Source organism: Thermoplasmata archaeon (assembly GCA_038851035.1).
GTDB lineage: Archaea > Thermoplasmatota > DTKX01 > VGTL01 > VGTL01 > JAWCLH01.
Map to the genome: position 1 here is coordinate 49,528 of JAWCLH010000001.1, position 15,298 is coordinate 64,825.

Annotated in this window: 10 protein-coding genes; 4 read left to right on the forward strand and 6 right to left on the reverse strand. The window is 63.4% G+C overall.

Features of this window, described 5'->3' with window-relative positions; all coding sequences use genetic code 11:
• Window positions 1-16: 16 nt before the first annotated feature.
• Both QW379_00175 and QW379_00180 read left to right on the forward strand, forming a co-directional pair.
• Window positions 17-1,150 (forward strand): 2-hydroxyacyl-CoA dehydratase family protein, encoded by a 1,134-nt coding sequence (locus QW379_00175; GenBank protein ID MEM2868826.1) that lies wholly within the window; start codon window positions 17-19, stop codon window positions 1,148-1,150.
• A gap of 59 nt (window positions 1,151-1,209) precedes the next feature.
• A complete protein-coding gene (locus QW379_00180) occupies window positions 1,210-1,971 on the forward strand; it encodes an acyl-CoA dehydratase activase (GenBank protein ID MEM2868827.1) in 762 nt (253 codons plus the stop codon).
• On the opposite strand, the gene QW379_00185 is transcribed toward QW379_00180, so the two are convergent.
• Both QW379_00185 and QW379_00190 read right to left on the reverse strand, forming a co-directional pair.
• Window positions 1,938-3,080 carry a glycosyltransferase family 4 protein gene (locus tag QW379_00185; protein ID MEM2868828.1) on the reverse strand — a complete coding sequence of 381 codons (1,143 nt, stop codon included), beginning with the start codon at window positions 3,078-3,080 and terminating at the stop codon, window positions 1,938-1,940. The two genes, QW379_00180 and QW379_00185, sit on opposite strands and share 34 nt — an antisense overlap.
• 4 nt (window positions 3,081-3,084) lie before the next feature.
• A complete protein-coding gene (locus tag QW379_00190) occupies window positions 3,085-4,314 on the reverse strand; it encodes a sugar phosphate nucleotidyltransferase (GenBank protein MEM2868829.1) in 1,230 nt (409 codons plus the stop codon).
• 89 nt (window positions 4,315-4,403) lie between these two features.
• Between QW379_00190 and QW379_00195 the strand changes: the two genes are divergently transcribed.
• Window positions 4,404-6,953, forward strand: coding sequence for a heavy metal translocating P-type ATPase (locus QW379_00195; GenBank protein ID MEM2868830.1), 2,550 nt, complete (start codon window positions 4,404-4,406; stop codon window positions 6,951-6,953).
• Here QW379_00195 and QW379_00200 read toward each other — a convergent pair.
• From QW379_00200 to QW379_00210, 3 genes are all read right to left on the reverse strand, one after another.
• Window positions 6,913-8,850: a hypothetical protein gene (locus QW379_00200; protein MEM2868831.1), complete on the reverse strand. Its 1,938-nt coding sequence runs from the start codon at window positions 8,848-8,850 to the stop codon at window positions 6,913-6,915. The genes QW379_00195 and QW379_00200 overlap by 41 nt on opposite strands.
• 108 nt (window positions 8,851-8,958) lie before the next feature.
• Complete coding sequence (locus QW379_00205) at window positions 8,959-10,761, reverse strand: type II/IV secretion system ATPase subunit (protein ID MEM2868832.1); 1,803 nt, start codon at window positions 10,759-10,761, stop codon at window positions 8,959-8,961.
• A gap of 3 nt (window positions 10,762-10,764) precedes the next feature.
• Entirely contained in the window at window positions 10,765-11,292 is a 528-nt protein-coding gene (locus QW379_00210) for a hypothetical protein (GenBank protein ID MEM2868833.1), read from the reverse strand.
• A 167-nt stretch (window positions 11,293-11,459) separates the two neighbouring features.
• Between QW379_00210 and QW379_00215 the strand changes: the two genes are divergently transcribed.
• Window positions 11,460-13,613, forward strand: coding sequence for a tetratricopeptide repeat protein (locus QW379_00215; protein MEM2868834.1), 2,154 nt, complete (start codon window positions 11,460-11,462; stop codon window positions 13,611-13,613).
• A 29-nt stretch (window positions 13,614-13,642) separates the two neighbouring features.
• Here QW379_00215 and gvpD read toward each other — a convergent pair whose 3' ends face one another.
• Entirely contained in the window at window positions 13,643-15,277 is a 1,635-nt protein-coding gene (gene gvpD / locus QW379_00220; protein MEM2868835.1) for a gas vesicle protein GvpD P-loop domain-containing protein, read from the reverse strand.
• Window positions 15,278-15,298: the final 21 nt, after the last annotated feature.

The window sequence follows — 15,298 nt, forward strand, 5'->3', positions numbered from 1 at the left end:
CGCAATTGTCCCGGCGATGAGGAGACCCGGGAGGCGTCTCGCCGGCATGACCGCCCTCGTTCCCCCGGAACTCATCTACGCCTCGGGCTGGAGGGCGCTGGACGTAAACAACTGGATTCCCGGCTCCGGCATGCGCCCCCGGGCCAAGCTCTGCGCCTGGACAGCCTGCTGGCGCGAGGCGATACTAAGGCGCCGGATAAGGCTCGACGCCCTTGTCGTCGTTGCGGGCGGGGACTGCCACAACGCCCTCGCCGACGGCCAGAGGGCGGCGCGTGCGGTCCCGCGAGCCCACTACTTCTTCTACCCATTCGACGGCGACACGGGCTACATGCGGTGTCAGCTCGAGGACCTCGCCTCGTTCCTTGAGGAGGGGTGCCGGGGAGCGCCCCCTCCGGTCGAGACGAGCAAGGTGCTGGACACGATAGCCCGGCTCAGGAGGCTGGGGCTCAGGCTCGACAGACTGCGCGCCCTGGGGATGGCGGACCCCTCGGCGACCTTCAGGACACTGGTATCATTCAGCGATTTCGAGGGGGACCCCGAGCGCTTCCTGACGAAGGTGGAGAAAATGGTGAGGGACGCTGGGGGAGGGGAAAGGGAGTCCTGTGCGCAACTCCAGCGGGGAGCCGGGTCCGGAGGGAGCGGAGCGCGGGGCTCGCCGGGAAAAGGGCCCTGTCGTGGGACGGGACAGGAGCTGCGGAGGGGGGCAGGACTTGCTGGGGTGCGCTCTCGATGCGGGCCGGAAGGGCCCCGTGTGGCGCTCATCGGTGTTCCGCCAATCTATCACGACTTTCATCAGGCGTGCACCGGTGCCGGGCTCCGTATAGTTTTCGACGAGCTTCCTTATGAATTCCTCAGATTGGGAGGAAGAACCCCGGACGAAATGGCGAGGAGCTACGCCACCTACACGTTCGCGCGGCCGGTGGAGTACCGCCTTAGCTTCCTGAAAAGGGAGCTGAGGAGGAGGGGAGTGGACGGAGTGATTCACTACGCTCAGTTCACCTGTCACCACCTACTGGAAGACCCGCTGTTCAGGGAGGAGCTGGACCTTCCCATGCTCACCGTTCAGGGGGACCTACCCGGGGAGACGCCGGCGCAGGTCCGTCTCAGGCTGGAGGCTTTCGCGGAGCTTCTCGGAGCGGGTGGGGGCTGAGACGTGCGCGGGAGGCGGAGCGGCGGCCCCATGGAACTGAGATTGAGGGTGGCGGGGATATGAGAACGGGCGGGGGACGCGGAAGGGAATCCGAAGGATACGGCGCTTCGGTCGGAATAGACGCCGGCTCGACAGCCGCGAAGCTCGTGCGCTTCGACGGAAGGAGAATTCTCGAGGCCCGCGTGGTCGAGGCTCGACGGCTGGGGGAGCTGGAGACGCTCGTGGGGGAGAACGATGTGGTCTGCTCCACGGGCTACTTTCGCCGGAGGGTGCGCCACAGCCTCACCCTGACAGAGCTCACCGCGGCCCGGCTGGGGGTGGCCCGGTATTACAAGAATGTAGATGTAATCATAGACATCGGGGGCCAGGACACGAAGGTCCTGGACCTGCGCACCAACTCCCTCCAGATGAACGACAGGTGCTCTGCCGGAACGGGCGCTTTTCTGGAGGAGGCGGCGCGCTATCTAGGGGTGAGCGTTGAGGGACTTGCCTCGCTGGCCTCGAGGTCGAGGAGGAGGGTTGACATCAACAGCACCTGTTCCGTCTTCGCCCTCTCCGAGATGATAAACGCCCTCGAGAGCGGAGCGGGGAGGGCCGAGGTCGCCGCCGGGCTCCACCGAGCCCTCGCGCGGAGAATCGCCGAGCTGGTTCCGGAGGCCGAGAGGGTCGTCGCGATAGGAGGCGTTGCTCTAAACAGGCAGATGGTCAGGGCCCTCTCTTTGGAGCTCGGCACGAGAGTTCTCGTGCCCCCGGAGCCACAGCTCGTGAACGCGATCGGGGCGGCGGCTCACGCCCTATGGGCGTCGAGTACCTCCCTGTAGACCCTCTCGATTTTCTCTCCGATGACGTCCCAGCTGTAGCGCTCCCTCGCCAGCTCCCGCGCCCGCTCGCCCATCCTCCTTCGGAGCTCATCGTCGCTGAGAATTCTCCCCAGCTTCTCGGCCAGGTCTCGCGAGTTGAATGGCTCGAAGAGGAAGCCAGTCTCCCCGGGCGTGAAGACCTCCCTGACGCCCGGGAGGTCGGAGGCGACAACCGGCCTCCCGCTCGCCATCGCCTCGACCAGAACGAGACCGAAGGCCTCCAGACGGGACACCGACGGAAGGACAAGAACATCGCAGGCGGCGTAGTAAGCGGGCAGCTCCGAGTCCGCGACTCTGCCCGCGAAAAAGACTCTTTTCCCGACACCCAGCCGCTCCGCCCGCGCTCGCCAGGCCGCAGGGGGCTCCCCCGGGCCGACGAGCAGGACGAGCGTGTCGGGTGGGAGGAGGGGGAGGGCCTCGAGCAGCGTCGGAATTCCCTTGTGCTCCATCATCCTGCCCACGAAAAGAATCACCCTCTTCCCCTCCGCTCCGTGCTTTCTCCTGACCCAAGAGCCATCGACATGAGGTCCGAAGGCCTCGACCTCCAGTCCCGTGGGGATGCAGACGGTCGGGTATTTCCAGATGGCCACGGATGTGGCGGCGTAGGACTCGGTGTAGACGAGAATGCGCGCTGCCCTTTTCAGGGTGTATCTGAGAAGTGTTCTCTGGTAGACGGAGCTCACCAGCCGGCCAAGGGGGCTCGGGAGCTCAGGGTCGCAGTGATAGGTCAGGATTAGAGGAATTCTCGACCTCTTTGAGGCCTTTGCGGCGTAGTATGATGTGAGGGGAGGCGGGGAGTGGGAATGGATGATGTCCCATCGCTCCTTGAGAAGCTCGGGTACGAGCGCCGGCGTCATCGGCGTCTGGAACAGGAGGGCCCTCATACGGACCCTGCGCACCGGAATTCCGTCCACCAGTTCCTCGGCAGGGAGGCTCTCGTGCATCGATGTGAAAACACAGACCTCGTGCCCCCTCTTCAAGAGCCGGGCGGCGAGCGAGCGGACGTGCGACTCGACTCCTCCGATGTGCGGGTGGAAATAGGGGGAGGCGAGGGCGATTCTCACGGGCACCGCCTCACAGAATCCAGGACGAGGGCTCGATGAAGCCGCGCACCCTCGCCCCGGGACCGATATAACAACCTTCACCGATGACAGTTCCCGCATCAATCGTGCAGTTGACCCCGGTCTTTACACCATCGCCCATTATCACTCCGAGCTTCCTCCGCCCGGTGTCCACACGCTCGCCTCTTACGGAGGACCTGATTTTCTTCTCGTCGAGCCTGAGGTTGGCGATTATCGTCCCAGCGCCGAGGTTGCAGGACTCCCCTATAACGCTGTCCCCGACGTAGCTCAGGTGGGGGATGTGGGTGCGGCTCATGATGATACTGTTCTTCACCTCCACACCGGCACCTATCCTGCACCCGTCGCCTATGGTCGTGCTCGGCCTGATGAAGCAGTTGGGGCCGATGTCGCACCCTTTACCTATTGCGACGGGCCCCTCAATGTAGGAGCCGCTTCTTATCACCGTGCCCTCCCCCACGCTCACCTCCCCCCTGAGGGTGGTCCCGGGCTCGACCACGCCCAGAACCTCTCCCCTGAGGCCCTTCATCAGGAGCTCGTTCGCCGTGAGAAGGTCCCAGGGCCTCCCGACGTCAACCCATGGGGCGCGGGAGACGAGCCCGAAAACCTTTCCCTCAGCGGAGAGGGCGCGCAGGGTGTCCGTTATTTCGTACTCACCGCGGGGCGAGGGTGGGGTTCGGGCTATTGCGCCGAATATATCTGGTGTGAAGAGGTAGATTCCCGCGTTCACGAGCCGTCCCTTCGGCCTCTCGGGCTTCTCCTCTATCGCCCTGACAGCGCCGTCCTCGTCCATCGTCACCACGCCGTACTCCTCGGGGCTCTCCACTTCGACCAGCGTCATCAGATTTGCGCGGCGGGTTCTGTGGAGCGCCAGCAGCTCCCTCAGGGTCTCCGGTGAGACGACGATGTCCCCGTTTACGCAGAGGAAATCCTCATCGAATATCGACTTCGCGACCCCGACGGCATGGGCGGTCCCGAGCCTCTCCTTCTGCTCGAGGTAGGATATCCTGAGGCCGAGGTGGGTTCCGTCGCCGAAGCGCTCGCGAATTCTATCCTCCCTGAAGCCGACGAGAATGTACACCTCCTCGACTCCCGCCTCCCTGAGGGCCCCGAGCGTGTGCTCGAGGAAGGGCTTGCCTGCGGTCAGCAGGAGGGGCTTGGGGGTGCGGGCCGTCAGGGGCCTCATCCGGGTGCCCTCACCGGCGGCGAGCACGAGGGCCTTCATCGGCGGGAAATCCCCCGGCGGGTATTTGTTGCTTTTGTACCCCGACCAACAAGCTTATCCCCTCCGCCCCCACATGGAAGGTGGAGGACATGTCCGCTGTCGGGGGAGCCGAGGGGGAGGGCGGGCGCCCGGCGCCCACGGGCAGGGCCGTCGTTAAAATCGGCGGGATGACGTGCGCCGCCTGCGCTCGCGCGGTGGAAGGAGCCCTGAAGAGGATAGAGGGCGTGAAGGGAGTCGATATCAGCCTGGCCGCCGAGAAGGCCGTCGTCATCCATGAAGGCCCCGCCCCGGATCCGTCTGTCCTGAAGTCCGCCGTCGAGAGGGCGGGCTACAGGTATCTGGGCCTGGAGGGCGAGGAGAGCGAGAGGCTCGAGAGAGAGGAGAGGGAGAGGGGGCTGAGGGACAGGGCCCTGAGGGCCAGCGCGGGCCTCGCCATTGGCCTTCCCCTGATGTGCCTCTCCCTCATCCCCCACTCTTTCTGGCACGACAGAGGTATCGGGATGGACACACTCTCCTATTTCATGCTCGCCGTTTCCCTTCCGGTTTTCGTCTACACGAGCGGGCCGATTTTTTCGGGTGCGTGGAGGTCTCTGAGGAACCTGAGCCTCGGCATGGACGTCATGTATGGAATGGGCATCGGGGTGGCCTATGTCGCGAGTGTTCTGGGCACCTTCGAGCTCGTTCTGAGCCGCGACTTCATGTTCTACGACAGCGCCCTTCTCCTCGCGGGCTTCCTGATGACGGGCCGGTACCTCGAGGCGAGAGCGAAGGGCCGGACATCGGAGGCGATAAAGGGACTCCTAGGGCTCCAGCCGAGGAGCGCCCTCGTCTTTGTGGAAGGGATGGAGCTGGAGAAGAGAATCGAGGACGTGACGGTGGGCGAAACCGTCCTTGTTAAACCGGGCGGGAGAATTCCCGTCGACGGAGTGGTGGTAGGTGGCGAGAGCTTCGTGGACGAGTCGATGCTCACCGGAGAGCCGATGCCCGTGCACAAAAGCCCAGGCTCGAGAGTCGTGGGCGGGACCCTCAACAGGAACGGCGTGCTGAGGGTGCGGGCCGAGAGGGTGGGGAGGGACACTGTCCTCGCGCAAATCATAAGGACGGTCGAGGAGGCCCAGCTGTCCAGGCCGGAGATTCAGAAGCTCGCGGACACGGCGGTGGCCTGGTTCATACCCGTCCTTCTCGTAGTTGCGCTCTCGGTTTTCGCCATCTGGTATTTTTTCGTCGGAGAGACTCTGCTCTTCTCCCTAGGCACCCTGATCGCGGTCCTTGTCATTGCCTGCCCCTGCGCCCTCGGCCTAGCGACCCCGACCGCGGTGACCGTCGGCGTCGGCAGGGGCGCGGAGCTCGGGATACTCATACGCAGCGGCGGGGCGCTCGAGGCCTCCGGAAGGCTGACCGCGGTCGCCTTCGACAAGACCGGAACCCTCACGAAGGGCAGGCCGGAGGTGACGGAAGTCGTCCCTGTCGAGGAGGGGGGCGAGGACGGAGTGCTCCGGCTCGCCGCGAGCGTCGAGAGGAGCTCCCAGCACCCACTGGCAGGGGCGATTGTAAGGCGCGCTGAGGAGAGGGGGATGCAGCTGGACGAGGTCGAGGGCTTCGACACTCATGGAGGGATGGGGGTTTCCGGAAGGGTGCTGGTCCGGGAGAGGACGGAGGCTCTGCGGGCCGGCCCGGGGTCACTCTCCGAGGGCAGCGGGATAGGTGCCGGGGAGAGTCCGGGCCGGGGAGGCGGGACTGGGAGCGCTGCAGCAGCGGAGGCGGCTTCTAGAGGAGGGGAGGGTATGTGTGGTGAGGAGGAGGGGGAAAGGGGCAGTGCCAGAATTCGGGGGGTCGGGAGCGGAGCAGAGGGGGAGTTGTCGGGCTTAGAGTATGTGGAGGTGCTCGTCGGGAATCGCGCTCTGATGGAGGAGAGGGGCGTCGCCCTCCCCGGAGAGCTTGAAAGGAGGGTCGAGGGGCTGGAGGCAGAGGGGAAGACGGTGGTGCTGGTGGCGGCCGGGGGGAGGGCGGTCGGTGCGATCGCAATTGCGGACGCTTTGAAGGGGAGCTCTGCGAGGGCCGTGGATGAGCTGAGGGCGATGGGGCTAGAGGTCATCCTTATTACCGGCGACAACTTCCGGACTGCTGAGGCTGTCGGTGGGGCGCTGGGGATAAAGAGTGTGAGGGCCGGGGTCCTCCCGCGCGACAAGGCGCTGGAGGTTGCGAAGCTGCAGGAGGCTGGAGAGAGGGTGGCATTCGTGGGCGATGGAATCAACGACGCCCCCGCCCTCGCTAGGGCTGACGTCGGAATCGCCATAGGGAGCGGGACAGACGTGGCGATAGAGAGTGCGCAGATCGTCCTGGTCCGGGACGACCCGATGGACGCCGTCGCCGCCATAAGGCTGAGCCGCAAGGTCATGTCGCGCATCAAGCAGAACATATTCTGGGCCTTCGCCTACAATGCCTCTCTCATCCCTCTCGCCGCCGGCGCCCTCTACCCCTCGCTGGGAGTCACGCTTCCGCCCGGGCTCGCGGGTCTGGCGATGGCGCTGAGCTCCGTCACTGTTGTCGGCCTGTCCCTCACGCTCAGGAGGTACGACCCGCTCGGGGGCCGGGAGCTCAGCCCATCATCATCTGGCCCGCCAGCGTCGCCATTGTGAATACCGCCATCGCCACAGGCAGGGCCCGCCCGAGCTCGTGCGTCCTCTCGACCCTGTCCTCGCCCCACCTGATTCCCGAGGTGAAGTGGGTGATGACGAACACGACAAGAACGAGGTAGACGCCGATTATCGCGGTGAAAATATGCGCCGGAACGGCCTCCCTCATTGCCTCCGAAACCCCTATCGCGGCGCCGCCGAGAGAGATTCCCTGCGTCACGTCCGACAGGACGACATAGAGCGCGGCCGTGATACCCATGACGAGGGGGGCGAAGAACATCGCCGTGGTGCGCATCGTGTCCATGACCGAGCCCAGGCGGAGCCTGATGTCGGAGTCGAGCCTCCTCAGGTCCTTTAGGTACTGCGAGAAGCCGACAATTGTCCTTCCCGCGGTGGCGTTGTCCTTCTTCACGCTCTCGACCAACATCCTCATCGCGGCCCGAACGGTGCGCGACGGGAACCCGACCAAAACCCCGCCGGGCCCGAAGAGTACCTTGTCCAGTGTGGAGCGGGTGAGGCGCAGGGCGAATGCGATTCTCTGGAACAGCCCCGCGGCCTCCGTCCCCTTGAGGACCGCGGCGGTCCGCTCCAGAGCGGCCTCTACGGGCATTCCCTCGGCGATTCTGCTGCCGAGCTGGAACAGGGCATCGGGGAACTCCTCTTCGAGCCTTCGAATTCGCGCGAGCTCCCTTCTCTTATCTCTTGTGCTGAGAAGGCAGTAGACGGAGACTGGGAGGGCGAGGCCCCATAGAACGGTGATGGAGCCGGGGGTTCTTAGGCCCTCGCCCAGCCACCCGGCCATCTGACAGACGCCGAGGAGGATTAGTAGGGCGCCCGCGAAACCCCCGGCGGCCACGGCGGCCCTGAGTCGCGTGCGCTCTCCATCCGGGAGGGAGGGAGGCGAGGAAGTCCCCGGCCTCTTTCCAAGTATCGAGAGGGCGAAGGCGAATGTGGAGAGGGGGAAGAGAACGTCCATTAGGAGTGCTGTTTCTAGGGCGCCGAGTCTCAGACCGCCGAGCGAGGCCATCGGCAGGACGGCCCCGAGCATCATGGGAAGGAGAATTCCAAGGGCGAAGAGCACAAATGTGGGTCCGGAGAGCGAGGCGGCGTAGGTCTCCATCGTGCGCTTCGTTCCTGAAAGAACGGTCTCGACAGCCCTGTCTAGGGCCCTCTGGAGGCCCTCGTGGCTCCTCTCCATCTCTCCCGCGCGAATCGCGAAGAGCGAGCGCCTGAAGTCGTCGCTCCACTCTCCCCACTCCTGGGCGAAGGAGAGGAAGCTCTCCTCCACGCTGTCGTGCTCCCTGAGCTGAACCGACCAGAGCACGCGCCTGAGCTCCGTCGCCATGGGCTCGTCCACGTTCTCGGCCGCGAAAGCGACGGCGCGGTCCAGCGTGGGGCTCACCCTCATCGCCATCGCCATGTAGTTCACGGCCTCCGGCGCCCTGCCAAGGGAGAGGACGCGGACTCGAGACGCTCTGCTCTTTGGAAAGCTCCCAAGCCAGGCCATCGCCATCAGAGGCACGACGAGCGACGCGAGCACTGCGACGAAACCACCGGGGAAAAAGTCAATGCGCATCAAGAGAATAATGGCTATGACAGACGGAACCAGAGCTGCAACAAGAATGCCCGAAACCAGATAAGCCAGCAGAACGACTTGGTAGGGCTCTACTCCAAGCCCAGAGAAGAGAATTGCGCGCCTCATCTCCCGGCTTGCCCTGCTGTTCTCGCGCGCCACAAAGGCCTTGGAAGGATTGAGCGCCCGCGATGCCCACCTACAGGCGCGTGTGTACCAGTGCGGGAATTCGCTCGGGGCCCCGTCTCTATGCCCCACCATCCCGGTGCCCCGTGCTCGACTCCACGTCACAGCCCCCTCCGAGACATTGGCCACTGGAGCGGCCATTAGCCCCCACCCCCACGGGCACTGAATTCATCTGGCCCCGTTTTACATGCCCCGGTCCTTCCTTTCACCCCTCGTGCCACCCCCATTCCGCACACACACCCACCCCCCTCAAGTGTAGCTCGTCGCTTTTTCGAACCAGCCCTTCCAGTCGCGCATCACCGATGGGTAGTCCTTTCCGTGCCTCTCGAGCAGCGTCCAGAGCGCCCCGTTCGAGTTCGCGACCCATTTAGCGCTCGTCACGGATGAGTTGTCATGTACCTTCGCGAACGTGACCAGCTCCTCTTTCACCCGAGCCCTCAGCCTGATGTTCTGGAGTGCCTCTTCTGGACTCAGGCCCCAGGAGCGAGCGATGCTCCGCACCTTCTCGGACCCTTTCAGGCCCTCCGCCTCGACCAAGCAGTCCTTGTCCTCGCAGTAGGTCATCAGCGGCCTGAACTCACCGTCCTTTTCCTTGACGACCTCAGAGATCTCGAGAACCCTCCTGACGCTCTTGTGGGAGCCGTGTGGCCTGCGCACTCCAGCGACCACGACGATGTCTGTGGCGGAGAAGGCGCGCGCCGGAATTCCCATGTCATGCACCACCCTTTCATACACCGCTCTGGCTGAATTTCCGTGAATCGTGCCCAGAATCGTGGAACCGGCCGTGCCAGCGCGCATCGCCTCATAGAGCGTCCGCGCCTCCTGCCCCCTAACCTCGCCCATCACTATAGCGCTCTCTCCGAGCCTGAGCGATAGCCTGAGGGCCTCGTCCGCGCTCATCTCCCCAATTCCGCCCACGCTCGACTGCACCTGCATGCTCTGAATTTTATACCCGAGGGCCCTCATCGCATCGCAGGGGAGCTCCAGAGTGTCCTCGATGGTCAGAATTCTCTGGCTCTTCGGGAGCTCGATCATTATCGCCCCCACAAGTGAGGTCTTCCCCGCGCCCCTCCCCCCGGCGACAAGAACCGTGGACTGGCCATCGACGAGGAAGGATAGGAGACCGGCGGCCAGTGGTGTGAGGCTCCCAGCGCTGATGAGCCGGGGCAGGGTCCAAGGGTCGGTGGAGTGCCTTCGAAGCGCGATGGCTATCCCCTCCGGGCTCAGGGGTTGTCCGATAACCGTTGCTCTGGCGTTGTAGCCCTGGAGGTCGCACTCGAGGTACGGTCTGGCCTCGGAGAAGGGCCTGCCGCTCTCGTGCCTGAAACGGGAGAGAAGGGCCTCCGCCTCCTCGGCGCCGAGGTTGATGTTGGTCCGGCACCTCCCCCTGACCCTCGCTTCCGGTACCCCACCCAGCGTCACATACACCGGATTGGCACCAGCAGGGGCGTCGATATAGATGTCCTGAATGTATGAATCCCGCAATAGAAGTTCGGCCACCCCGAGCCCCGCCGTGTAGCGCGCGAGCACCTCCGCGAGAGCCCTGCAGTGTGAGAGCTGCGCCGCCCGGCTCTCGCCGAGATTGACACCGGCCTCGCGCGCGAGCCGTGATATTATCCTCGCGCCCTCCCTCTCAATGTATGCCCTTGCCTGCTCGGCTCTCGAGAAGCGAGACAATGGGGGGACGGAAGCCATGAGCTCTCTCCTCGCGCCATCGATGAGTCCGATGTGGGCGGCGGGGAGTGAGTACTCGTAGGGCGAGATGTGGTAGAGGCACTCGGTCTCGTTGGGCATCTGCAGAATTCTGACCCTCGACATGCCGACAGAGTAGTCGAAGAGGAGCTCGCTCTCCTCCGGTGGGGAGGGTGTGACCCAGGAGCCGGAGAAGCCAGGGCGAATTCGCTGGCTCTGCTCTATCGCCCTCACCAGTGCCCTCCGCACCGCGCGTTTCATCGCCTCCGGGTCCGAGGGCGCGAACTTCGTCTCCAGCTCGCAAAGGCGCTTGTAGGCAATCTCGAGCAACGCCACCGCGCTGTCAATGTTCGCGTACATGTCTCACACCGCCATTTGAAAGCCCTTCTTCATCATGAATCTGACCAGAGCCTCGTACGACTCGGTGACGAAGGCTAGATCCCCGGATGTTTCGGCAGCGCAGCGATCGCAGGCAGAACCGCGCGCGGGTGAGAAAGAGCGGAGGCGGAGCAGCGCTGACTTGAGGATGTCGGGGAGGGAGGCCGGGTCCGAAAGGAGGCTCTCCCTGAGAGATGAAAAAAGGGAGCAGGGTTGGAAGGGGCACCTCATGCAGTCCCGGGAGCCGGAGGGCGGTTCCCTCTGGGAGAGGTGGTGCAGGTCGCTGGCCAGGAGGACTATCCGCTGGAGGACCGCCATCCCACCGGTCTGTATCTGTGTCTCGAGGTGCCCCGATAGCACGATGCTGTCGGCGCCCTGCTCCGACGAGAGGGCCTCGAGGGCCCTTTTCATGCACTCGGGGCTGAGCAGAGGTCCGGGTCCCCCGCACTCACGGCAGGAAAGAACCAGCCTCAGCTCGCGCCCCTCGTTGCCTGTTGACCACCTGCACTCCACGCTCTCATCCTCCTGGCCAGACGATAATTCTGGGGCGGTGGTTTATAAAGGCTTCATGGTAGGTACCATCTGCGCGAGGAAAGGGAGTGGGCTCTTGAGACGGCGGCCCCGCGCTCACCGGGCACTCTGATAACCTTTTTATTTCCAGACACCATCCTCACGCCGTTATGGCCGCCCAGGTAGACCCCCGGGAACTCATCGCCAAGATGTCCGAGGACGCCCGCGCCCTATCTGCCGACGAGTATAGGCTCGTGCTCGAGTACTACGAGAAGCAGCTCGAGGAGAGCCCGAACGACGAGGTTTTATGGAACAACAGGGGCGTTGTGCTGGACAAGCTACTCGAGCACCGGCGGGCGATTGAGTGCTACAAAAAGGCCGTGGAGCTCAACCCCCACTACACCATCGCCTGGTATAATATGGGCAATTCCCATTGCTATCTCGACGCGCCAGAGATGGCGGTGAAGGCCTACAGAAGGGTAGTGGAGCTCTCCCCAGATGACGCGGCCACGCTCATGGACATCACCCGCACCCTGCTCAACCTGAAGAAGCCTCGCGAAGCCCTAGAGCTGTATGAGCTTGCGATAAAAATGGCGGGCGAGAGCTCTGCACTGCTCCAGGGAAAGGGCACCGTTCTCGAGGAGATGGGGAAGCTGAAGAAAGCGCTGGAGTGCTACGAAAGGGCCACCGCTCTCGACCCCGGAAACGTGCTTGCGTGGCTGAGCAAGGGCAACGCTCTCTATGCGGTTGGTCGCTACGACGACGCACTGGAGGCCTACGACACTGCGCTTAAGCTCTCGCCTGAGGACGAGGAACTCTGGAACAACAGGGGCTATCTGCTCTTCGTCATGGGCCGCTACAAGGATGCGATGGAGTGCTACGAAAGAGCGATTCAGCTCAACCCGGACTACAAGCCCGCGTGGTACAACAAGGCCTACATCCTACAGGCCGCTGGGGACCTGGATGGGGCGAGAAAGGCATACGACAGGGCGCTCGAGCTCGACCCGAGCGACGAAATCGCCTGGAACAACAGGGGCAACGCCGAATACAATCTTGGGAGATATGAAGAATCGATACCATTTTTTAAAAAAGCGATTGAAATCAACTCGGACTATGAAATCGCCTGGAACAACATCGGCAACGCGCTCGACAAACTGGGCAGGCATAAAGAGGCATTGGAGTATCACGAAAAAGCCCTCAAGATAAATCCCCGCTTCGATTACGCCTGGTACGCAAAGGGCTACGCCCTCCTCCAATTGGGAAGAGCGGAGGAGGCAGTCAAATCGCTCGACCGCTCCCTCGAGCTCAACCCCGGCTATGAGCACACCTGGCTCATCAAGGGGAAGGCCCTCGCGGCGCTCGAGAGAATGGACGAGGCCCTGGAGTGCTTCGACAAGTGCCTAGAGCTCAACCCCTCCTTCGACGAGGCGTGGGTGGAGAGGGCGGGCCTTCTCGAGGCGATGGGGAGGGAGGAGGAGGCGAGGGAGAGTCTCGAGAAAGCCCTCAGCAGCCTTGGGCAGGCGGAGGGTGCGAGCCAGGACGACGAGAGTCTCCCGCCCAAGAAGGCCGGCCTCCTGTGCAGGCTCTGGAGATTCGAGGACGCTGTTAAGGTGTACGAGGAGGCTGCGGCGCGCTGGCCCGAGAGGCCGGAATTCAGGGTCGGTCGGGGGGAGGCGCTTCTCGAAATCGGGGAGGCGGAGGAGGCGTATGCCAGCTTCCAGCAGGCCCTTCTTCTGGACGGGAAAATGGTCAGGGCGCTGCTGGGAGCCGGGAGGTCCGCGCTCGCGCTCGGTTGGACGGACGAAGCCGTGGAGTTCCTGACTCGGGCTGTGGAGGAGGCCCCGGACAACGTGGAGGCGCTATTGGAGCTGGGCTCCGCGCTGCTCGAGGCTAGGAGGCCGTCCGAGGCCGTTGAGCGATACAGGAGAGCCTCCGAGCTATCCCCAGAAAACCCGGCGGCCATGCTCGGTCTGGGCACCGCGCTCTCCGAGAGCGGGAATGCCGCTGAAGCCGTGGAGTTTCTGAGAAAGGCGGTGGAGCTCGACCCTTCAAACGAGGTCGCGTGGTGCGAGCTTGGCTGCTGCCTATTGAGCGAGGGGAGGGCGAAAGAGGCCTCGGAGGCCTTTGATGTCGCCATCGGAATAGACGACGGCTATGAGGCGGCGTGGCTCGGTAAGGCCAGGGCTGTGCACGCCCTCTCCGGAACGGCCGCCGCGATGAAGTACGTGGAGCAGGCGCTGAGCATCTCCCCAGGCTTTCCCGAGGCGCTCCAGCTGAGGAGGGAGCTCGAGGGGGAGAGAAAGGGCGGGAGCGCCGCCAAGTAAATGGGCGCAGGTTGGAAGCATCCAGGGCTTCACACTATCGGAATAAACTTTAGCTCAGGCCCGTTGATTCCGTCAACTGGCTCGATGCAATAGATACCGGTGGGGGGCTTCTCGCAGTACACGATGGCGGCACCATTCATCATCCTCAGCTTGATGTGGATGGAGGAAGCGTTTGCAACACGCTGAGTGAATTCCTGCATCCCGGGCTTGACCAGCCTCACCACAACGTCCCCCTCTTTGGCGGTTATTTCCGATGAGATGTTCAGGAACTTCTTATAGAGCTCGGCGGAGAATCGGGTCTCCTGCGTCTCGACGGCTTGTATCTCGAGTATGGACTGGCCCGTCTGCTTCCGGAGCTTCGCCACCTCCCTTGACCACTTGTCGAAGTCCTTCTTTATATCTTCGAACTCGAGGGTGACGATGTGGGGCCTGTCCTGGTTCCTCAGTGGGTAGACCATCTCAGCTATCCGTATCAGCCTACCGACGGCCTCCCTGCCTAGGACACGGGTCATTAGGGCGTAGAACTCGTCCGCCATCGAGTCGCTCGGTGGAATCATCATCACCCCGCGGCCCTGGGCGACGAAGTTGAGCGCCATTGGGAATATCAGCATCTTGTAGACGGCGTGGGGGAGGTTGTTGGTCAGCTCGACCATCACGTTGCTCCCCCTCGGAATGCCCCCGCCTAGCAGGGCATCTAGAGAAGGGTTCCCCGTGGAGAAAGCTCCCGGCGCATCGGGAACGGGCTGCCATCTCTCTGGGCTGGAGCTCGCTGGAGCCCTGAATGAGGGGAAGAAGCGGAAGCGACCGCTTTCTAGTGTGAAGAGGTAACGATGCTGGATGACTTGCTCGCCACGTAGCTTCTCTATTGTGCACTCCCTGACTCGCCGACGGTCCACCTCACCCATGTCCATGTTGATGACGCCATCGACCATGTAGTCCACTATGCGGGATTCGCTCTCGAGAACGAGCATGATTCTGGCGTTGGAGTTCTCCACAAGGTCCTTTTGAAGGGCGAACGCAATTTTAGGCAGTGAGAGGTCGTACTTCTCGGCCAGCCCATCGAGGCTGTCGATGATCAGGAAGGATGGGTTGGGCAGCCGCCTCTCTATCCTCTCGTAGAGTCTAGAGAGGTCGAGCATGTCGGACTGCTGGAGGAGGTTGTTGAGCATCGTTCTGTCGACCTGAGTGGGAGCCGTCAATCTGCTCTCGTACATCGCCCCGAGCAGCTCGCGAGAGGCCGAGAGAACCTCCGCCTTCTGGGGGTCGTACCGGGTCTTAATGTCTCTGACCTCACCCTCGTCCCCGAGCGCCTTGAGGAAGCCCCGGCTTGCGTCAAGAATCTTGTCTCGCCACTCCTTCTCCTTTAGCCAGGGGAACTGGCTGTATAGGGCGGTGTCCGAGACACGGGTGGAGAAATAAAAGCAACTCCTGTCCAGACCGATCTCCTCAAGGCACTGGAGGCAGAATGTGGTCTTACCGGTGCCGGGCTTCCCCCGGACGATGAGGGATCTGGCGCTGTCCTTTAGTAGGAAATTGATTATCTCGGGCGGAATTGCGCCCCTCGTCCCCCTTTCTCCCTCTCTCGGGCCGCCTGCTGCGGGCTCCGGTGTCGATTTTACCTCCTCCCTTGCTTCCTGTCGCTGCCCGGTAACGCTCTCCCTCATGGCGCAGGACCCCCGTCGAAT